We start from the raw sequence: 21143 nt of genomic DNA on the forward strand, positions 1-21143 counted from the left end.
AATCACTCGGCGAGGCCGGGTTGACCGTAACGCCACTTCAGCTGTTCGGCATCGAGCGCCTCTCCTTCTTCGTCACTTAGATGAACCACGCTGTTTGCCGCGCAGAAGCGCTCATACGCCTGCCACGGCATGACGAGTTCGACGCTAAGCGCCGGATCTCCAATCGAAAAGTCGAACTCGACAAAACCATCGCCACGCTGATGCCTGAAGCGCACGTAGCGTTGCGTGACATCGAAGGCGCGCGCGACCGGCGCAGATGGTTGCGGATGCGATGGCATCGCTGTCTCCTGTTTGTTTTGCTGGATGCGTCCGCTTCTCGGCGTTCTGTGAATCGGAGAGCAAGCTCTCTTCACGCTTTGATCGAAATGCGGGCTGGCGTGCCTATAGATGCAACTCGTATGCCAATCCACGCTATGACCTTCGACGACGCGCCGCACCAACGGGGGCAATCCCTTGTGGATCAATGCTCAAACACCTGGCGAACTACCGGCGGCAGGACTAGCGTCGAGCCGGCGAGATCCCTCGCACTTGACGAAATGATCGAATAGCAACGCCGGCACGCGATCGCCGCTCGATCAAATCAGCATCCGGGAACACCCCATGTGCCTGAAGCGGCGATTCGACATGCAAGAGGCCGCGACGCATTGCATACTGACGGGAATCCCCTGCCGTTGATTTCCTGAAGAAGAAGTCGGAGACGAAACCAGATGGTCACGCGAGGCAAACCTCAGGCCGCTAAACGCGAGCGGATATCAGTCGTTTCCCCGAAGGGAAGTCGTGTCGACAGCCTTCGATATCCCGACATCGCGGATCTGATGTCGAGGCTCCATTTCTCCCCGGCCGATGGACGCATCTGGCTGGACGATCAGCGCATGCTGCTCGTTCATACGGGGTCCATAGGTGTGATGCGGCGCGAGCTGATCGACAGTCTCGGTATCGATGCGGCGCGTGGACTGCTGACGCGTATGGGATACAACTCCGGTGCGCGTGATGCCGAACTGGCGCGCAAGGTCCGCCCCGATAGCTCGATCACGGAAATGTTTGCGGTCGGCCCGCAACTGCATATGCTCGAAGGCATGACGGCCGTCGAACCGGTACGCCTCGAAATCAACGTTGAGAAAGGCGAGTACTACGGCGAATTCATCTGGAAGAATTGTGCGGAAGACGAGGAACATATCCGCATCTATGGAATCGGCGCTGAGCCTGTTTGCTGGACGCAGATCGGCTACGCATCCGGCTACACCAGTGTGTTCATGGGGCGACCCATCCTCTATCGCGAGATGGAATGCCGCGCGTTGGGTCAGACGCAATGCCGTATCGTCGGCAAGCCCGTCGAGGAATGGGGAGACGAGGCCGCAGACGATCTGCGTTTCATGCAGGCGCAGTCGTTCACGCAAGGTCTTTCTGCGGCAAGTTCCAGATGCGAGCCCGGTGTGGCAGCCCTTCGGGATGTTCCCGCGCCGACCGCTTTCGGCGACGACAATATGGTCGGCGCATCCCCAGGCTTCAACGCGGTGTGCCACATGATCCGACGCGTGGCGGGCACGCGTGCAACGGTCCTCTTTCTGGGCGAGAGCGGTGTCGGCAAAGAGGTGTGCGCCCGCACCTTGCATCGGATCAGCGCATGCGCTGATGGCCCGTTCATCGCCGTCAACTGTGCCGCCATTCCTGAGGCACTGGTCGAGTCGGAGTTGTTTGGCGTCGAGCGAGGCGGTTTCACCGATGCGACGCAGAGCCGTCCTGGCCGCTTCGAGCGAGCGAACGGCGGCACGCTGTTTCTCGACGAGATTGGCATCCTCAGCATGACCGCACAGGGCAAACTGTTACGCGCGCTACAGGAGGGCGAGATTGAACGGGTTGGCGATACGCAGACGCGTCGGGTCAACGTGCGGGTAGTTGCGGCGACCAATCTCGATCTAAAGGACGAGATTCGCGCGGGCCGCTTTAGAGAAGATCTGTATTTCCGCCTTAACGTCTTTCCCATTCGTGTTCCATCACTACGCGAGCGGCGCGAGGACCTGCCGGTCCTACTCAATCATATGCTCCGCAAATATCGCGAACGGCATTCGCGCGATGTGACCGGATTCACCGGTCGTGCGCTTGATGCAATGCTGAACTATGGCTGGCCGGGCAACATTCGGGAGATGGAAAACATTGTCGAGCGCGGCGTTATTCTCGCGCCGGATGGTGGCGCGATCGACATCGGCCATCTTTTCACGAGCGGCGAGACCATTGATGCGAAGCTCTTTGGACTCGGCACGGACGGGTCGCTGGCGCCTTCAGGGTCATTGCTTGAACAAGCAGCGAAAGGACAGGAGGCTGAGGTTGAACGCGTCACAAGGAAGGTTAACAGCTTGCTCATGGGGCTAGCCGGTGATGTCGATACCACGTCTCTCGACGATATCGAAACTGCACTACTGAGAAGTGCAGTTCAGCGGGCGCAGGGGAATCTCTCCGCTGCGGCTCGTACGCTCGGTATCACCCGGCCTCAACTGGTGTATCGCCTGAAAAGCCGAGGTCTTAGGGTATAGAACGCAGCAGTCGCCCCTCTGCGGCGACTCCTCATTCGCCCGTCGGTTTGGCGATGGCGTCCAGTTGATAGAGGTCCAGCTTGCGATATAGCGTGCTGCGCGAGACACCCAATGAGCGGGCGGCCTGGGCGAGATTGCCGTGAGCGCCCTGCACTGCCCGGGCGATGGCCAAACGCTCCGTTTCCTCCAGACTGCCCGATTGCTCGAGCACAGGCGACGCAACGCCGACAGTACCTGTTTCGTCGAGCAGTTCGGCGGGTAGCTCATCGAGCGTCACCACCTCTTCGCTAGACGTCAGGAGCAGATTTTCGATGACGTTGCGCATCTCCCTGACATTGCCCGGCCAGGAATAAGCGCGCAGCACCGCCATGATTTCGGCGCTTAGTCGTCGCTCGGGAACCGCGTGGCGTTGGGCGAGTCGCCGGTTGAAGAACTCGACGAGGAGATCGATGTCGATGTCCCGTTCGCGCAGCGGCGGAATGCGTATACGCGTAACGCTGATGCGGTAATAAAGATCGCGGCGGAAGTGGCCCGAGTCGACTTCTTCGCGCAGATTGCGATTGGTCATCGCCAGCAGGCGCACGTCGACGCGTCGCGGCTGAGTGTCCCCTAACCGGTAAATAACGCCCTCCTCGAGCGCGCGCAGCAGGACCGGTTGAAGTTCGAGCGGCATCTCACCGATTTCGTCGAGACATAGCGTGCCTCCGTGAGCCAGTTCGAATCGGCCCGGCCGCCCCTCGGTGGTCGCCCCCGTAAAGGCACCGCGCACGTGGCCGAACAACTCGCTGGCGATCAGTTCTTTCGACGCGGCTCCGCAGTTGTAAGCGACGAAAGGTCCGCCTCCCCCTTCTTCGCCATGTATGGCGCGCGCGAACAGCTCTTTGCCGACCCCGGTTTCGCCCTCGATCAGAACCGGCACACGCCTGCGGGCAAGCTGACGACCCCGGTTGACGGCGGCCAGCATTGCCGCGCTTTGACCCTGGATCTGCGCGAAGCAACTGCGCTGCGGATCGGCCTCGCCACAGCGCTCGGCGATCCGGGCGTTGATAGGTCGCGATCGCACGGGAACAACGAGCATGGCACCGATCGTGTTGCCATCGACCACAACCGGGTTGAACCAGTCGGTATGCAAGCCTTTGGGCAGATGTTGCGCCCAGTCTTCGACAGCGGAGCTCTCATCCATACCGGGGAAGCGTTCTCCGATGCTGACCGGCAATGGCACCCTGCCGGTGGTATGCACAAGCCGCCCGGCCCGATCAATCGCGATCATCCCGGTTGCATCGGATGACGACAGGCGCTGCAGGCAGAAGGCCAGCAGGCGCATATGCTCGCGAGCAGCCTGCTCGGCCAGCACCATTTCAATCTGACGCGCGGCTGTTACCGCTAACGTAAGGTTATTGATCTGATAAGTGGAAGGGGGCCCGGAAATGTCGAGCACGCCGAGAATCTTGCCGGTGCCGGGTTCGCAAATCGGCGCCGCTGCGCAACTCCACGACTTGATTCCTTCACAGAAGTGCTCCGAGCCGTGGATATAGGTGGGCTGGCCGGTGGCGAGCGTGGTGCCGATGCCGTTGGTGCCGGCCTGGCCTTCACGCCAGTCGCCGCCCATCGTCAAATGGATTTTTTCGCCTGCCGCCAAAGTACGCAAGTCGCCTGCGGCCTTGAGAATCACACCGTCCTGGTTGGTCAGCAGTAGGATCGAATGCGAATCCGCGAAGAGATCCGCGGTCACGGTGAAAAGACGATCAGCCGCCGCCAGTAACTCCCGGTGCCGCCAGCACAGCGTCGCGACTGCGTCGCCATGGACCGCGACAGGGGCCGCCCCCGCAGTGGGACTGACTCCGGATCGCAGACTGCGTTGCCAGGAGTCGATCAGGGCCGAAGGAGCGGACGTCGACGGCTCGCCCGCGAGAAAACGCTCCCATGCGAGCATCGTGACCCTGTCGGAGTGACGGTCGTTCGCACGCTGCGCGTTAGCCACTGCGCTGCGCATGGTAGCCTGATTGCCAAGACCCGACATGCTGCTGAGCTGCTGTCTCGTCACAACTCTCCTCCTATGCGTGGTCAGCTCGGAACCGGCTCTGCGGCTGGATTCGGCGTGACTCGCAAGTATGTCGCGGCCTGGTTTTTTGCTCGACTGTCAGTCAAACCCAGCAGCGCGATCGCTGATCAGTATATGCCTGCATCGCCGTCAAGTCTGCTCATGAAAACCCGGCGAGGATCACCGTCCGCTTTGCCCTGCTAACTGTTCGTTTGACGACTTATATCCACCATCTTTTTGAAATCTTTATCGACAAAAAGGCATCGCGGTAACGCGGCGTATCAACGCCACTTCAGAGACTCCCGGTGCAACGCAATGCTCACCGAGAGTCAGCATCGTGTAAGAACTCGTCAGGCCGCCGATAGGGAATGTTTCAGCTTGGCAAGCCAGGAATCTCAATGCCGAACGTTTGCAATATCAGCACGACATTGAACGATAAGACGACGAATGCCGCCAGCGTGGCGATCACGGCGACGAACGCGCGATTTTTGTATGGGCCCATCACGTCCTCGCGGCAGGTGAACCATAGCAACGCTGCCATCGGCAGCGGCAACGCGAGGCTCAATACCACCTGACTGAGGACGAGCGCCTGAGTCGCGTTGACCCCAAGCGCCACCACGACGAAACTCGGCACCATCGTGACGGCCCGGCGCAACCATAGCGGAATGCGAAAGCCCACGAACCCTTGCATGATCATCTGACCCGCCATCGTGCCGACCACGGAACTCGATATGCCAGAAGCGATCAGCGACAACAGGAAAATCCCCGCCGCCCCAATGCCTAGTAGCGGCGCCAGCGTGTGATAGGCCGTTTCGATCTCCGCGACCTCAGGATGCCCGTGATGAAATGCGCCCGCAGCCATGATAACCATCGCCATATTGATGAAACCGGCGATGGTCAGTGCGATGACGACCTCGATATTCGAGAATTTCAGCAACTTTGCCCGCTCGCGCTCCGTTCTCGCGGGTGCTCGGCGTTGCGTGAGCCCGGAGTGCAGGAAGAGCGCGTGGGGCATCACCGTCGCACCCACAATACCGACTGCAATGGTGAGCGCATTCGCGTCGGGCAATTGGGGGGAAAACGTATGGGCGAAGACACTCGGCCACGCAATCGGCGTAATGAACAGTTCAGCAAGGTAGGACAACCCAATGATGCCGACGAGTGCCCCGATCGCCAGTTCAAGGGGGCGAAAACCGGCGCTCTCAAACAACAGCAGGCCGTACGTCACTACCGCGGTGACCACCATGCCGGCGAGCAAAGGCATGTGAAACAGTAACGACAGTCCGATTGCTCCACCGAGAAATTCGGCCAGATCGGTTGCCATCGCGGCAATTTCGCTTACACCCCACATGACCAGCAGGACAGGTTTCGAAAACCGTTCGCGACATAGCTCCGCGAGGTTTTTCCCGGTGACGATGCCGAGTTTCGCCGAGAGCGCCTGAAACAGCATCGCCACGAGGTTTGCCAACAGCACCACCCAGAGCAACGCGTAACCGTATCTGGCGCCCGCCTGAATATTCGTCGCAAAGTTGCCCGGATCCATATAGGCAACAGAAACCACCACTGCCGGTCCAGCAAACGGCAGAAGCATCAGCGCGCCGCGGCGGCGGCCTTCCAATACCTCTCTCACCGCAAGCGTTGTGCGCTCGGTTCTCGTCGCCGGTCTGGCTGCCTTACGAACGCGATCGTCCAAGCTTTTGCTCCTTGCTCATGAAAATGACAGGAGTGCCCGATTTACACGGCAGGCATGGCATTCACGGCATTGCACTGCTGATTGCACCGAAGACGCTGCGCAAGAGCGGAGCGGCCGCCGAGCCCACATCGGACATAATAATAAATGTACCGCAGAGTGTGATTGTCCACCCAGACGTGAACTTGAGCAGGCGAGTCCAGGACATTGCACTGAGGTGCCGAGCCGTCACCGCGACGGCATTGAATCGGGGAGCCGCGTCGATACGCATCGTTGTCTCCTTCTATTGATGGCCGTTCGAAAAACGCCGGCGGCGGCCGTTTTTTGGCCGGTCCTCGACCGAAAGACCGGTCGTAGCGTCACTATTTCCGGCCGAGCAATTCGGCGCCGGCGCCAAGCGCCGGGCCAGCGGTCGGATCGATCGTGTCCGGCTTTTTGGCAATCAGTGTCTGGGTGGTCAGGATCAAGCCGGCGACCGAAGCAGCGTTGCGTACCGCGCTATAACTGACCTTTACCGGATCGATGATACCCGCCTCCATCAGGTTGACGAACTTGCCAGTGCGGGCGTCGAGGCCAACGCCCGGTTTCGCACGCACCGCCTCGGACACGATCGCCGCGCCGTCGAGGCCGCAATTGGTCGCGATGTGATAGAGCGGTTTCGCCAGCACGCGCTGCAGCAATCTCGCACCCTGTTGCACACTGCCCTGGGTCCGTGCAATCACGCCTTCGAGCTCAGTAGACACGCGCAGCAGCGCCATTCCGCCGCCCGGCACGACGCCCTCGGCAATCGCCGCGCGCGCCGCATTGATCGCGTCCTCGATCAGGTGAAGCCGGCGCTTCTGTTCGACCGGCGTGGCACCGCCGGCGAGGATCATCGCGGTGCCGCCGGATAGCTTGGCGAGACGCACCTGAAATTTATCGCGTTCGACATTCTCCGGGGCCATTTCATACTGACGCGCGACCTGCTGACGGCGCGCGGCAACGGCAGCCGGATCGCCGCCGCCAGCGGTAATAATGGTCTGGTTCGACGAGATGCGCACCTGCCGCGCGCTGCCAAGATCGCGCAGTTCCGTGGCTTCGAGCTTGCCGCCCAGATCGCGGGCGATCACCCGGCCGCCTGTGACGATGGCGATATCCTCGAGCATAGCCTTGCGCCAATGCCCGTACTCCGGTGGATGAATCGCCGCCACCGGAACGCCGCCGTTGTCCCGCCAAGCAAGCAGGGTCATGACACAGGCGGGGGCAACCTCCTCAGCAATGATCAGCAACGGGCGTTTGCTGTGAGCCGCGAGCGCCTGAAGCGCCGCTACCTCTTCCGGCGACTGCAGCCGCTGATCGGTCATCAGAATGAGCGGGTTGTCGAGCACCACCTGCATTCTCTCGATGTCCGTGACCATATGGTGAGAGAGGTAGCCGCGATCGAACGCCATCCCATCGACCACTTCGAGACGGGTTTCGACCGTCGTGCCGTATTCGACGTCGACGATGCCATCGGGACCCACTCGCTCGAGTGCTTCGGCCACCATCGCGCCGGTAACCTCGTCATTGGCGGCGACCACGGCCACGGCGCGCACCTCTTCGCTTCCGCGCAGCGGTGTCGCTGCGCGCCTGAGTGCCGCGATCACCTCTTCTACCGCGATCTCCAGCCCCTGAACCAGCTCAACGGGGTTGGCACCGTCAGCGAGGCTGGCGAGGCCGTCCTGCACCAATGCATCGGCCAGCACGGTGGCCGTGGTGGTGCCGTCGCCGGCGACTTCATTGGTCTGCTTCGAGACTTCGCGCACCACTTGCGCACCGATGTTTTCGAACGGATCTTCCAGCTCGATCTCGTTGGCGATGCTGACACCATCGCGCGAGATGATCGGCGTGCCGATCGGCCGGTCGATGATAGCGTTCATCCCGCGAGGGCCGAGCGTGCCTCGTACCGCTTTGGCCAGTTTGGCGACACCGCGACCGAGCGCCATACGGGCCTCGTCGTCATGCAGCATGATATTCGGCATGATTCATCTCCTCCTGTTGGAATAGTCTGGATTACTACCTTTCAAACTGATTCGCCGTGTTGCCGGATTGCGCAAGCCCAATGCCTCTCTTCCAGTCGCTGACCGGCACGAAGTGCACGGGTTTGATCTCGACTTGCGGCGCGGCTGCGTCCGCGTCGCCGTAGCGTGCCGCCAGCAAGCCGCGGCACAACGCGCCGTTGAATTCCGCATTGACGCCGACCCGCCGCAAGGCACGCAGGTAGGCGCCAAGCCCGTCCGCATCGAGCAACGCGTCTTTACTGTCGACGAAGGCTGCTTCGTTGGCCTGCGCCGCACCATAGGCACAGCCTCCGACGACAAAGCGCCGCTCCAGATAGCGTTCCACGAGCCGCCGGCTTGCGGAATCGCCCGGCAAGCCAGCGAGTTCCGCCACGCTCATGCGCACCAGCAGCGCGGGTTCAAGGCCATGCTCGAGCAGAAACGTGAGGAGCGCTTCCTGTCGCCGCTGAAAAGCCTTGACCATGAAGGTCCGGCGGACGTCCTCGAGTTCGCCGCTGGCCTCAGCGCCAAAGGTGTCCTGGAATGACCGCCCGGCCGCCACGCCGCGGTTGATCTCGTCGGCATACATATGTTCGCCGAGTCCGATCGTCACCTTCGTCACCCACGGCAAGCCTGCTACGGCAACGCGCATGTCGTCGGCCATCAGGAAGGCGAAGTTGGCGGCACACCAGTAAGTCGGCAACCGGAAGCCGATCTGAACGCGCCCTTCTGCATCCACGTCCACGTGCGTGATGAAACCCAGTTCGGTCACCGACTCGTCGAGTTCGGGATCGGCGACCAATCCGAGTTGTGCCCACACCTCCGCGGCCCGATCGACGGTGGCTTTCGCATCCGTGGCGGCCATGGTATTCATGCCCCGATCGCCGCCGGCTGCCGGACGTCTTCCAGCAACTTCTTCTGCGCCTCGATGTCGATGCCGTACAACCGCGCCGCGTTGAGCCCGAGAATCTTCTTCTTCGCCGTCAGCGACAGTTGCACGCCGGTTTCCTTGCTGACTGACTCCGGCAATTCGAAGGCCATGAACTTCTCGATCAGCCACTTGGGCGACCAGATGCCGTAGTCGCTGCCGTAGAGGATCTTGTCTTCGCCGATCCAGAACAGCAGCTCCGAGATCACATGCGCGAAGTACTCCGGACGCGTGTGAATGAATGGCAGCACCACCGCAAGACCGCCGTAGACGTTCGTCTCCTGGGTCGCGATCCAGCAGAAATCGTCCAGACGTGGCAAGCCGCAGTGCTCGACGATGAAGTTCAGGTTCTGGAAGCTGGTCGCCACGTCGTCGACATCGGCAACGTCAAAAGCGTCGCGGTTCAGCGGCAGGATCGTCGGGCCCTTGTGGACGTGGATGTTCTTGATGCCCAGCTTCTCGCATCGTTCGAGGTACTTCTGCACGCTCGGGTCCGACAGCTTGTAGCCCTTGCTGTCACCACGCCACTCCGCCGTGTAGAGCTTGACGCCCTTGATCCCATACGTCTCGGACAGCTCGTCCAGGTAGTCGAGTCCAGCCTCGCCGTCGCGCGGATCGAACGCGCCATTGACGATGAAACGGTTTGGGTACTTCTCCTTCAACACATAGTTGCTCTCGGTCGTGTTAAAGCCATTCTTGTAGAAGTCCGTCAGATAGGTCGGCTGACAGATCGCCATGTCGTCGTAACCCGTCACGAACAGGTCGTTGTACATGGTTTCCTCGCCATACTTATCGAACTTCTCCTTCGGCCACAAATACTCCTTGGGACTCAGGTTCGAGTGATACGCGTAAAAGCAATCGATGAACTGCTGGCCATGCACGTTCTTCAAGTTGGCCTTGCTGCCGTCCCATAGATGGACGTGTCCGTCGATGATGAAGATGTCTTCACCGTCCGTGGTTCGATACATGGCTTGTGTCTCCGTGGTTGTTGCGAGCGACCGGCCCCCCTCAGGGCGGCCGGTCGGCCGGGTCAGATAACGGGCTGCACGCTTACTCGTAGGCCATCGCGTCGTCCATGTTGCCGAACAGCACAACGGTCTCGTCATCGACCATCACCATCCGCCCATAGTGAGTCGATGTGGATATCTCAAACAGATGCGGGGTCATCTCCCGGCCCAGCGCTTCGCTGATCTCGCCCATTTTGAATTCGATCTTGCCCTGCCCATCGATCCGGATCATGGCGGGCAGATAGGTCACCGTAATGCCGTGCTTGTGGGTCATCAATTCAGCGATCGCGCGAGCCTCAACGCTGTCGTTCATCGTGACGCCGCACTGATGGGAAATGGTCTGCTCGAAGCGAACATCTTTCATCGACTTGAAGATATTGTCGTTATGCAATGACATTGCGTACTCCTCTTCGCGGTTAGGTCGCGCGGTTGGATCAACTGGGAAAGGAACCCGTCAGGCCTGAAGTGCCAACGGAAAGTGGACGCCAATCTCTCTGGCAATCATCTCCGCCCGCTCTATCGAACTGTTCAGGCAATCATTGAACTGCGCCGTCTTGACATGCGGAATCGACCAGATCGGCTGCAGGTGCTTCGCTGCGGACGCGGCAAGCGCACCGTGCTTCTCCAACCACTCACCGAACAGTTTGCGATTGGCCTCGCCGTGCTTGGGATCGTTGGCCAGCATGTGAAACAGTTCAACTGCATTGGCCAGATTGCGCTCGTAGTCCCCCTCCGCGGCGGAAACGACCGTGGGCGTCAGAAAGTCGTTCTGCGAAGCGGCGACCTGCATGATGAAACCGCTGCGGAACAGATCCGCAACCATCGGCTCGAACACGACATTCACCGCGAAGTACTTTTCGAGGAAATCGGTTGCGCCGCCGATGGCTTCGACCGCCCGGCGTGTTTCCTGCCAGATGGGATCGTTCAGCCAATGCTCCTTGCCGGCGTCAAGATCCATGTTCGACAGGTCCAGCGCGATCTCTCCCAGGTAGAGCGTCAAGTCCTGAGCGAAGCGCAGCTTGTAGGAGGCGTTGGTCAGGATCGCGCTATTGATCATCTGCGTGTAGCCATAGCGCTGCGCGTGCATGGTGGCGGTGCCGAGACCGAACTCCGCGTGCTTGTACGCGCCAAGATGCTGCTCCAGCACCTTGACCCAGGTCTTGTCGAAACGCTTCACCGCGCCTGAGCGCCGCGCGTTGTTGACGGCGCCGGTGATCATGCCGACGATCGTCGACTGACGCTGGTAGTGCGTGCGCTCCCATTCCTCATCGACTGCACGGAATTTATGCCAGTCGGTGCTTTTGGCTGCCGTCCACGTTTCCGAGTAGGTCGGCGTACCGTCTGCGAAGGCGAGGATCCAGTCCTGAAGCAGATAGCGCTTCGGGTCCGGCTGGACATCAACGGTCATGTCCTCGTAGTGGGTCGCCTTGCGTCCCTTGGGCTCGAAGTAGTTGTACTTGCGGCTCTCAGAGCCCGCAAACTGGGCCGCGCCGGCCGCGCCTGACTTCAGCGGTGCTACTTCCTGTAGCGTCGTGCTCATGTTGCTCCTCCTTCCTGTTTCGGTTATCGGACTTTCGATCTGGCGCGATGCCTTGGCTTCCGTCAGCGAATCGCCTGGGTAAATTTGTCGAAATAGAGCCGCTCGGGCGCAACGCCCGCCATCTGCAGGACCGGCATCACCGCATCGATCATCGGCGTCGGACCGCATGTGTACGCATCGATCTCACCGTCCAGCGATTCCTCACGCAATGTGCGGCCAAGCACTTCGTGAATGAAGCCGGTCTCGCCGGTCCAGTCGTCACCCGGCTCGGCGTTGGAAAGCGCCGGAATGAAGCGAAAATCAGGCAGCCGGTCCGCCAGTTCCGCGAAATCGTCGAGGTAGAACAGATCGCGACGGCTGCGAGCACCGTAGAAGAAACGGATCGGCCGTTGTTCGCCGCTTTGCACGTGATCGTTGAGGATCGACCACAGCGGCGACATCCCCGAACCTCCGCCCACCAGCACCAGCGGTCCCGGCTGGTCCTCGCGGCGGAAACACGTGCCGTACGGTCCCTTCGCCACCAGCCTGTCGCCAGGTTTTAGACCGCCGTCCAGTTGCGACGAGAATGCGCCGTTGGGATACTTCTTGATGATGAATTCGAGCTTTCTCTGACCATTTGGCGTGCTCGCCATCGAGAACGATCGCGTAATGCCGAGGCCCGGAATCGTCAGGTCCACGTACTGACCAGCCCAGAAGCGCAGCGGCCGTGACAACTCCACTTCCAGCAGCCTGATGTCATGCGTCAGTTCGGTGATCTGCGTCAGCGTTGCGTCGTATTCACTAACCGCTATCGAGCGGCGCATGAGGTCTTCGTCGTAGTTCAGCAGTTCGACCGTCAGATCGCTGAAGGCGAGCGTCCGGCACAACAGGATGTGATTAGTCTCCCGCTCGTAGTCAGGCAACGCGAAGGTCGAGTACTTCTGCATTTCGACATCGCCTTCGATCAGCAAGGACTTGCAACTGCTGCACTGTCCCTCCTTGCAACCGTGCATCACCGAGATACCCTGGCGAAAAGCGGCATCGAGAACGGTCTCGCCTTCCTCAACCGTCATCTCCACGCCGACCGGTTCGAATCGCACGGTATGAAGTACCTTGTCCTCTTCTGCATCCGGCATGTCGGCCCTCTTCTCTTGCGTGTCACTCATGTAGCTCATCTCGCGCTCCTCGTTCGTCCGGGGCAGCCGCACCGCTGCCTCCGGACGACATTGCCGTCAGTTCACCGGATTGATCTTGAAACCGGCTCGATACTCGGCGATATGCTTCTCGCGCTGTTCCGGTGTCATGTTGCGCAGCAGAACGATGGGGCTCTGGATCGTATGCCCGCGAACATGATCGAGCGTCCACATGTTCCTGTCGTCGAATCGCAGATGCGGCTGCGGCACCAGCGTCTTGCCGTCGCTACGCACGAAACCGAGATCCTTGATGCAATCGGCCAGATCCCAGCCGTGGTAGCACTCCTCCCATTCGCGGCGTCCGCTGAAGCGTCCCATTGCCGGCGTTGGCCGCCCCTCGTATTCCGGGGCGAACGCCACCTTGTGAGTCCAGCGGCACAATTCCGAGCAGTAGGTGTAGAGCTGACCGTCGACCTCGTCGACCACGAAATCTTCACGGATCAGGCACGGCACCAGACAGCTCCAGCAACGGTGCGGATACACATAACCGCTTTCCTGGTCGAACAGCATGTTGGTCTCGCCAGGCACGCTCTTCTTCGCATACCACTTCCAGAAGTCGCCGAATTCGGCGTACCAGCCTGGGTACTTGTGCTCGAACCACTCGAAGTCCTTTTCGGTCTGTGCTTCGATGCGCCAGAAATTGACCGGCCAGCCCACCGCAAAGAACTGCGCGACCTTATGGACATAATTCTGTTTGACAATGCGATCCCAGGCGGCCGCGACATCGTCGTGATGGATCTTGATGCCGTACTTTTCCAGCGGCAGCATGTAGGTACGGTAGTAATCCTCATAGATCCACCGGTGCCACAGCTCGGCATACGACTCCTTGTTCTTGTCACGATCCGCGGTGCCGTATTCGATGAAGGTGCCGATTGCCGCATCGACAATCGCGTGGTTTTGCCAGAAGGCGTAGCGCAGGTCGCGCTCTAGCAGAAGATGGTTGTCCGGGTCGTTGATGATCGACATCACCAGCGAATGGCCATTGCCGATGTGCCTGCTTTCGTCTGACTGCACCGATAGAAACACCGTCGGCAACGCATAGTCACCGTTGCGGGCAGCTTCCGACGGCATGGCGACAAACAGCGTATTGGTGAATGCCGTTTCGGCGACCACCTGCAGAAACACGTTGGCAGCGGTAACCGCATCGCCGGTAAGGAAACCTTCGGCGAACTGGCGGCCGATGGTCGTTGCGTAGCATTTGCCGAATGCCGCCTCAGTAATATCGAATCCGGCCGGGTCGATATAATTTTCCATGTACCACTTCTTCAGATTCATCTGGATCGTCGAATGCCGGAACTCGTCGACCATCTGCATCGTGAAGCCGGTTCGCAATTCTTCGCCGGGCGCGAGCCGGCCGAGCATCGCCATCGAACGTGCCGCCGAGATTTCGGGGAACGGGATGATCGCGAGGAATAGCTTCATCCACTCGACCCAGCGCGGCTGGACATTACGGAACATGTCGCCGCGCAACGCCGCATCGAGCGCGCCATAGACGCGGTTATCCTTTTCCTCCTGCATCGGAAAATACGAGCGCAGCACCTGCTTCATCGGATCGCGCGGCGCCTTGCTGATCTTGTAGTCGGTCGGGAAGGTCATGGCCTCCTGGACGTAACTGGGCGTCCAGCCGAGATCGGCGACGCGGCGGGCCGCTTCACCGATACTGATCCCTCGCTGGGAGGTGATCTTGTTTAGCGTTAATCCATCAGACATTGGGCTCTCCTAATTCCATTTCGCGATAACCGTGGTACGGCGACGCTTTGGGGCAGGGCTGGCTAGTGCCGCGGCCAGAGTCAACAACGCGGGCGTAGTCGCGTTCGCTAGCAAAAATTGGCGAGAGAAATTCTGAAGGACGCATGTCCAGATCCGCTCTTCATGAGCGTGTCTCCTGCCATTTTTGTTTTGCGCTTCGGGACTGCAACGCTTTCCTTGTTACGTGAACTAGTAGAGCGATAAGCGTGCCAAGCGACGCTGGTTCAGGATTGACAAGGCTTAGCCGTGCAAACAGGTCTTCGTGAAAACGTCAGCGCGAGTGTTCTGTTTTGTTATGCGACATTCGTGTTCGATGGACCTGTCCGATATTGGGACGTTCCGATCTGCCGGGTCGTTCAAGCAAGATTCAATCGTCGCGCATGCGGACTCCGGTGTGGAGCTCGACAACCGCTCAGCACACCAGATTATTTATTTCGGCAGGAGAGGGAGACTTGGGGCGGGTACCCATGTGCGAGTGCCGGAGGCCGACGCAATAGCCCGCCACGCATTCGGCGATAACCACTCGCACACGAGCACATCCTCTTGCGGGATGCGAAGGCGGCCCTCATGAATGACGGCCAGGGGACCCACGAAAACTTCAGATGCAAACCTCTACTACAGGCCGAGGCCTCCGCGACTCTCTTCCTTATGAATCACGCCAGGAAAGTTGTCGCCAGGCGGCTTGCCCTCGGCGACAAAGCGCGCGGCGAGGATCATGGCGCCCATGGCGAAATCTTTGCCATAAGCCGCGATCATCGCGTCTGCGAGCGATCCCAACCGCTCGAAGAACTGGTCCTTGGACGGGTGTTGGTCGTTCATCGTTGTCTCCTTCCTCGCATGTGATGAATCTCGTTACGCGCTCATCCCTGACTTCTGAAGCGGAACAGCAGGTCCGGCAAGAACACCAGCGCGAGCTCGCCGGCCTCCGTGCCCAACGCTAACCGTGTGCCGTCAGGGGACCATGCCATGGTGCTGACCGGACTGTTCCCGGAATGTTTGATGACCAGGACATCGCCGCTGCCCGGCTGGCACAGCAGCACCGCGCCGCTGTGGTAACCCACCGCAATCAGCGGATGAGTGGGATGGCAGGCCACCTGGCTGACCGGTGTCTTGCTGGCGACGCCGCATTCGTGCGGCTGGTCATCGCCGCCGGGCGGATCGAACCGCCAGCAGACAGGACGTAGACCACCGCTCGTTGCAAGAAACCGGCCGTCCGCGGAAAAGGATAGCGATCGAGGTTGGCCGGGGTACCCCCCCATTTCGATGTCGCCGCCGTCGGAGAGCCGCCAGCCGTGCAGCGCGCTCTCTTCCATACCACTCACCAGATAGCGGCCGTCAGGGCTCCACTCGACGGTTCGGTGATAACCGCGCCACGCCAGATGGCGTTGTTCAAGGGTGTCGGCGGACCATAGCGTGACGCCGCCCTGATGCGAGATCGCCAACTGTTTGCCGGCAGGGTCGAAAGCGAGGGCAGTCGCCGAACCGGGCAACGTCAGACTACCGGCCTTCGCCCCCAGCAAGTGGACCCGGCGGCCGGTTGCGTAGGCGTGAACGCCCGCGGGCCTCGCGGCTACCAGGTCGATCCACTCGCCGGCCAGGTCCACCAGGACTTCGCTGGCGCCATCGATATTCAGGTGGACAAGGCGACCGTCGTCTCCGCCACTTAGAAATCCTCCTGCAGGGTCGGCGGCAAGCCCAAGGCAGGTGTTCTCGTGGACGCTATAGCGCGCCAGTGGCGTGGGCGGCGTTTGCGCCTGCACGAACTCGACGCCGCCGCTCTCGCGCGGCGTGAGCCGTGGCCCGCCTTCCCACGTCCCGGTCGCGAGCGCCAACGTGCCGTCACCCAGCGCGAAGCCGGCGTATAGCCCGGTGGCGTCCCAGACGGCCGCGACAACGGGCGCCTCGGCCACCCAACGCGCGCCGAGCAATTCGATCAGGGGCGGGGGCGCATTCATGAGTCGATCTCACAGTATCTGATGCTCTCGCGCAAGCCACGCCGATCGAGATTTCGCCCAATGAACACCAGCCGACTATCGCGATGTTCGTCCACTCGCCAAGGGCGGTCGAAGTCGGTGTCCATCGTCATGTGCACGCCCTGGAATACGAAGCGGCGCTCCGATCCGGCCAGGTCGACGATGCCTTTCGCCCGCAGCAGATCCTGGCCTTGCTCAACCACCAGTTGCTGCAGCCACGAGAGGAAACGGGTGCGCTCAAGAGGTTTGTCGACGCGCAGCGACACGCTGTCTATGTCGTGACTGTGCCGTCCGCGATTGACGGAAGCGCGAGAATCGACGGGAACATAGCGATAGCTGCGCTCGCCACGCGGCAACGCACTACCCTCGCCTTGCGACACGCCGAGATGCATACGCTTGAGATCGAACGCACCACGATCGAGCAGCGTAGCAAGTGGCACCGCACATCTGACACTGGGCAGCAGTTCGGCGGTCGGGTTGATGCGCCGGATTTCCTCTTGTACCGCCGCGAGCCCAGCCATGTCGACCAGGTCGGTCTTGTTGAGCAGCACGATGTCAGCTTGCGCGAGTTGCTCCGCAGCCTCGCGGCTGTCGGAGAGGCGCGCTTGCAGGTGGCAGGCGTCGGCGACGCAGATCACGCTGTCGAGGCGCGTGTGCTGCCGGATGAGATCGTCGATAAAGAAAGTCTGCACCACGGGCGCGGGGTCCGCCAATCCGGATGTTTCGATCAGGATCCCGTCGAAACCGCCCTTGCGTCTGACGAGCCCAGACACCACGCGAATCAGGTCTCCCCGCACCTTGCAGCAGATACAGCCGTTATTCAGTTCGACGACTTCGTCTTCAGCGCCCACGACAAGATCGCCGTCGATACCGATCGCGCCGAATTCATTGACGATCACCGCATAGCGCCGGCCATGCTGCTCACGCAGAATGCGATTGAGCAGCGTGGTCTTGCCCGCGCCGAGAAAACCGGTGAGAACAGTGACCGGGATTCGATTCATTGCCAGCCCCCTTGCTTCGCGCCCGGAAGCATCGCGTCGAGATTGACCAACTCTTCTTCGAGCCTGGCGCGCTCGGATTCGATCGCCTGCAACGCGCGCTCGGCGTCGCTCAGTCGTTCGCGCAATTGTGCGATGTTCCGCGTCCCATCAGGCGAGACGCCGTCGCGCTGCTCACTTGCCAGCGCGCACGCCAACTCGATCTCCGCGCCCGCGCGCCGGCTCTCGCCGCGCAAGTGGTGGGAGTTGACCTCAGTCAGTGCGATGACCAGTCGCATGCGCTCAAAGAGCGGCATGACGTCTTGCTGCGCCACGATGTTCTCCCTCCAGGCCGTTTCCGCTACGGAATCAGCACCGCACGGCCCTTGATCTTGCCGTGGTGCAGGTCCTTGAGCGCCTGGTTCGCCTCGCTCAAGCGGTATTCGCGGGTCGCCAGATGAACCAGTCCACGGTCGGCCAGTGCCATCAATTCGACCAGCTCGGGGTAGGTGCCAACCAGATTGCCGACAATCGTTTTCTCGCTGGTAATCATGTCGATGGTCGGCAACTCGATCTTCCCGCCATAGCCGACGATGTAATAGAACCCGGCGTTGCGCGTCATCGCGAGTCCCTTGGCGATCGCGTCGCCTTCGCCGACAAAATCGATGACCGCCTCCGCTCCGTTGCCGCCAGTCAACTCAAGCACGCTCTCGACTTCGTTTCCATCGCCCTTGACGGTATGGTGCGCGCCGCATTCCTTCGCAAGCTGCAGCGCGGTCTCGGACCGATCGACCACGATGATTTCCGCCGCGCACAGTGCGTTCAATACCTGGATGCCGATGTGACCCAGGCCGCCAGCGCCGATTACGACCGCAAACTGGCCGGGAAGCAGGTGGCGCGACGCCTTCTTTGCGGCGCGATAGGCCGTGAGTCCGGCATCGGTATAAGGTGCGACGTCCTTGGGCGCGAGCGACTTCGGTAGCTGAATCAGCGAGCGTTCGCCGGTTAGCAGGTACTCTGCGTAGCCGCCATTCGCGTTGATGCCGGGAAACCGGCTGTCGGTCGCATGCATATCGTCGCCACGACGACATGCAAGACAATGGCCGCTCGTCACCAGCGGATGGCAGATCACCGGATCACCCACCTTCACGCTTTCGACGCCGCGGCCGACCGCCTCGACCCAGCCGGCATTCTCGTGGCCCATGATGTAAGGCAAAGCGACGTCGACCTTGCTGCGCCATATGCCTTCAACAACGTGAAGATCGGTGCGACAGACACCGGCGCCTCCGATGCGCACGATCACGTCGGTGGGGCGTTCGATTTTCGGATCCGCGAACTCTTCGTAACGCACGAGCTCGTCGCGGCTCAATGATTCGTCGTACTGGTGCAGCACTGCGGCTTTCACGTTTCGCCTCCTCCAATCATGTTGTGTTTCGAGTTCGAGCGTGTGGTCGGCCACTGCAACACTCGCCTCGGACGCTTGCGACTTTTTTCTATCGCTTCTGTGCAAGCTCTGTGCCAATGACTCTGAAATCGCCAGGCGTGGGCGCGGTCTACATGCTGGACAAGGAGCGACTGATACGCACGGAACATGACGCCGGTCGTGATCGGCCCGTGCTGTCGCAAAATCGGACGTCTGGTTAAACGCAGACCGCCAAGCCTGTTTCGAAATGGGACATATCGCTTTTGCCGACGTGCGCGGACATGAAACCGTCGAGGCGGTTGGCCCAATCAGGACGACAGTCCTGCAGACCGCAACTGATGGGGCATGTCCGATTCCCGCGTAACTGGCTGATCTACCCCCGTCAGTAGTAGTCTTCAGTACTGGGTATGAGCAGGGGCAAATGCCCGCCCCTCTATGGCGGCTTGGGTCGCCATGACGAAATGTCCAAATGAAGGCGTCGTCAATGCCGAAATGCGAGCCATGCCGGCAGCGTTGAACGTCCGGCCGCGCATGTTCGCGAACGGGGCAAGACGGTCAGTCGACGATATGACTTGAGGAGCCAGGCCGATGGGAAGCACCAACGCAGTTGTGGCGGCGGCGGTCGCCTTCGTGGGTAGTCACTTTGTCTTGTCCCATCCGCTGCGCGGGCGTTTGGTCCGCGCAATTGGCGAAGTGGGGTTCCTGGGCGTCTATTCGCTGGTTGCGATCTTGACGCTCGGCTGGTTGATCCTGGCCTACGGAAAGGCGCCCATGACGGCACCGCTTTGGCCGGTAGGGAACGGGCTGTGGGCGGTTGCGACCCTGGTCATGCTGATCGCGTCGATCCTCCTGATGGGCTTTCTGATCCGCAACCCGGCGCTTCCTACCGGCGGCCGACCCGGCTCGTTCCCGGAAGCGGCGCGCGGCGCGTTCGCGGTGACACGCCACCCGATGATGTGGGCCTTCGCGCTTTGGGGGCTGTGCCACATCGCGGTGTTCCCGGTGGCCAAGAACATCATACTTGCGGCGGCTATCGTCCTCCTCGCGCTCGTCGGCGCTGCATTGCAGGACCGGAAGAAGGAGCGACTCCAGCCTGATCTCTGGCCCGCATGGGAGTCGAAGACGAGCTACCTGCCGTTCGCGGCGATCGCCGCCGGCCGTGCGCAACTGGGCGGATTCGGCTTGCACGCGCTGTTGGGCGGCCTCGTCGTCTGGCTCGTAGCGACCTGGGCTCATTTCCCACTCACCGGTTGGGCCGCGGGCATCTGGCGCTGGCTGTAGCCGCAGCCCGGGCTGTCACGTCATGGAGCGGTAGTGGGCCGCCAGCCGACATCCCCGGGAAGTGAACGAGCTGAACCTGCCGCGCTTCGTCGCTCTGTCGCCCGATTCTTTTGCTGGTAGGTTTTTGCCGTTCGATCATCGGCAGAAATCGATTCTCAACGGACGTGAGCCAGACGAGATCGAATCGGCCGCTTTTTGCGGCCGCAAACGCAAAAACCCCACCTTGTGGGGTGGGGTTTTTGCTTGCTGCTGGGGAGCCTGACGATTACCTACTTTCACACGGGAATCCGCACTATCATCGGCGTGGAGTCGTTTCACGGTCCTGTTCGGGATGGGAAGGGGTGGGACCGACTCGCTATGGTCATCAGGCATGACTTGTTGTCGTGTCGCCTTTGTGGGCGGCACAACCAATCTGGAAGAAGTAGTTTCTGGTGATGCTCACCAGAGGGGTAAAGCTGTTGGGGTTGTGTTGTTTCTGGCACAACAACTGATCACTCAACCGCACGTGTGCAAGACACACCGGTTATAGGATCAAGCCTTACGGGCAATTAGTATCAGTTAGCTTAACGCATTACTGCGCTTCCACACCTGACCTATCAACGTCCTGGTCTTGAACGACCCTTCAAGGGGCTCGAAGCCCCGGGGATATCTCATCTTAAGGCGAGTTTCCCGCTTAGATGCTTTCAGCGGTTATCTCTTCCGAACATAGCTACCCGGCGATGCCACTGGCGTGACAACCGGTACACCAGAGGTTCGTCCACTCCGGTCCTCTCGTACTAGGAGCAGCCCCCTTCAAATATCCAGCGCCCACGG

At 60.7% G+C, this 21143-nt stretch carries 18 protein-coding genes and 2 rRNA genes; 3 read left to right on the forward strand and 17 right to left on the reverse strand.

All coding sequences use genetic code 11. The features are described 5' to 3' along the window. Positions 1-2: 2 nt before the first annotated feature. Complete coding sequence (locus tag HHL24_RS33465) at positions 3-278, reverse strand: phenol hydroxylase subunit (RefSeq protein WP_169489579.1); 276 nt, start codon at positions 276-278, stop codon at positions 3-5. Positions 279-707: 429 nt separating this feature from the next. Between HHL24_RS33465 and HHL24_RS33470 the strand changes: the two genes are divergently transcribed. Continuing rightward, positions 708-2531, forward strand: a complete 1824-nt coding sequence (locus HHL24_RS33470; RefSeq protein WP_169489580.1) for a sigma 54-interacting transcriptional regulator — start codon at positions 708-710, stop codon at positions 2529-2531. Positions 2532-2562: 31 nt separating this feature from the next. Here HHL24_RS33470 and HHL24_RS33475 read toward each other — a convergent pair whose 3' ends face one another. The 14 genes from HHL24_RS33475 to HHL24_RS33540 all read right to left on the reverse strand — a co-directional run bounded on the left by HHL24_RS33475 (position 2563) and on the right by HHL24_RS33540 (position 19031). After that, positions 2563-4551: a sigma-54-dependent Fis family transcriptional regulator gene (locus HHL24_RS33475; protein WP_169489596.1), complete on the reverse strand. Its 1989-nt coding sequence runs from the start codon at positions 4549-4551 to the stop codon at positions 2563-2565. A 394-nt stretch (positions 4552-4945) separates the two neighbouring features. Beyond that, the gene (locus HHL24_RS33480; RefSeq protein WP_169489581.1) at positions 4946-6265 is read right to left on the reverse strand and encodes an Nramp family divalent metal transporter; all 1320 of its coding nucleotides are present in this window, start codon (positions 6263-6265) and stop codon (positions 4946-4948) included. A 359-nt stretch (positions 6266-6624) separates the two neighbouring features. After that, entirely contained in the window at positions 6625-8262 is a 1638-nt protein-coding gene (gene groEL, locus HHL24_RS33485; RefSeq protein ID WP_169489582.1) for a molecular chaperone GroEL, read from the reverse strand. A 34-nt stretch (positions 8263-8296) separates the two neighbouring features. Further along, on the reverse strand, positions 8297-9154 hold the full coding sequence (locus HHL24_RS33490; protein ID WP_230417668.1) for a metal-sulfur cluster assembly factor: 858 nt from the start codon (positions 9152-9154) through the stop codon (positions 8297-8299). Continuing rightward, positions 9151-10176, reverse strand: coding sequence for an amidohydrolase family protein (locus tag HHL24_RS33495; protein WP_169489583.1), 1026 nt, complete (start codon positions 10174-10176; stop codon positions 9151-9153). Before HHL24_RS33495 ends, HHL24_RS33490 begins: the two co-directional genes overlap by 4 nt. Positions 10177-10258: 82 nt before the next feature. Then, on the reverse strand, positions 10259-10612 hold the full coding sequence (locus tag HHL24_RS33500; RefSeq protein WP_169489584.1) for an MmoB/DmpM family protein: 354 nt from the start codon (positions 10610-10612) through the stop codon (positions 10259-10261). A 57-nt stretch (positions 10613-10669) separates the two neighbouring features. Further along, positions 10670-11755 carry a ferritin family protein gene (locus HHL24_RS33505; protein ID WP_169489585.1) on the reverse strand — a complete coding sequence of 362 codons (1086 nt, stop codon included), beginning with the start codon at positions 11753-11755 and terminating at the stop codon, positions 10670-10672. Positions 11756-11817: 62 nt separating this feature from the next. Then, positions 11818-12900 carry an NADH:ubiquinone reductase (Na(+)-transporting) subunit F gene (locus HHL24_RS33510; RefSeq protein WP_169489598.1) on the reverse strand — a complete coding sequence of 361 codons (1083 nt, stop codon included), beginning with the start codon at positions 12898-12900 and terminating at the stop codon, positions 11818-11820. A gap of 66 nt (positions 12901-12966) precedes the next feature. Further along, positions 12967-14637, reverse strand: a complete 1671-nt coding sequence (locus tag HHL24_RS33515; RefSeq protein WP_169489586.1) for an aromatic/alkene/methane monooxygenase hydroxylase/oxygenase subunit alpha — start codon at positions 14635-14637, stop codon at positions 12967-12969. Positions 14638-15291: 654 nt separating this feature from the next. After that, positions 15292-15495, reverse strand: coding sequence for a hypothetical protein (locus tag HHL24_RS33520; RefSeq protein ID WP_169489587.1), 204 nt, complete (start codon positions 15493-15495; stop codon positions 15292-15294). Positions 15496-15536: 41 nt separating this feature from the next. After that, complete coding sequence (locus HHL24_RS33525; protein WP_169489588.1) at positions 15537-16631, reverse strand: WD40 repeat domain-containing protein; 1095 nt, start codon at positions 16629-16631, stop codon at positions 15537-15539. Further along, a complete protein-coding gene (locus HHL24_RS33530; RefSeq protein ID WP_169489589.1) occupies positions 16628-17650 on the reverse strand; it encodes a CobW family GTP-binding protein in 1023 nt (340 codons plus the stop codon). The genes HHL24_RS33525 and HHL24_RS33530 overlap by 4 nt, the downstream gene beginning before the upstream one ends. After that, positions 17647-17961, reverse strand: a complete 315-nt coding sequence (locus tag HHL24_RS33535) for a hypothetical protein (RefSeq protein WP_329606781.1) — start codon at positions 17959-17961, stop codon at positions 17647-17649. The genes HHL24_RS33530 and HHL24_RS33535 overlap by 4 nt, the downstream gene beginning before the upstream one ends. Before the next feature lie 26 nt (positions 17962-17987). Further along, the gene (locus HHL24_RS33540; protein ID WP_169489590.1) at positions 17988-19031 is read right to left on the reverse strand and encodes an NAD(P)-dependent alcohol dehydrogenase; all 1044 of its coding nucleotides are present in this window, start codon (positions 19029-19031) and stop codon (positions 17988-17990) included. 606 nt (positions 19032-19637) lie between these two features. Between HHL24_RS33540 and HHL24_RS33545 the strand changes: the two genes are divergently transcribed. Together HHL24_RS33545 and HHL24_RS33550 are read left to right on the forward strand one after the other, a co-directional pair. Continuing rightward, complete coding sequence (locus tag HHL24_RS33545; protein ID WP_169489591.1) at positions 19638-20330, forward strand: NnrU family protein; 693 nt, start codon at positions 19638-19640, stop codon at positions 20328-20330. A 61-nt stretch (positions 20331-20391) separates the two neighbouring features. Beyond that, positions 20392-20592, forward strand: coding sequence for a hypothetical protein (locus HHL24_RS33550; RefSeq protein ID WP_169489592.1), 201 nt, complete (start codon positions 20392-20394; stop codon positions 20590-20592). On the opposite strand, the gene rrf is transcribed toward HHL24_RS33550, so the two are convergent. Together rrf and HHL24_RS33560 are read right to left on the reverse strand one after the other, a co-directional pair. Beyond that, positions 20587-20699: ribosomal RNA gene (gene rrf / locus HHL24_RS33555) — 5S ribosomal RNA — on the reverse strand. The two genes, HHL24_RS33550 and rrf, sit on opposite strands and share 6 nt — an antisense overlap. Before the next feature lie 158 nt (positions 20700-20857). Continuing rightward, positions 20858-21143, reverse strand: a 23S ribosomal RNA gene (locus HHL24_RS33560); the annotation flags it as partial.

Source organism: Paraburkholderia polaris (assembly GCF_012927345.1).
Taxonomy (GTDB): domain Bacteria; phylum Pseudomonadota; class Gammaproteobacteria; order Burkholderiales; family Burkholderiaceae; genus Paraburkholderia; species Paraburkholderia polaris.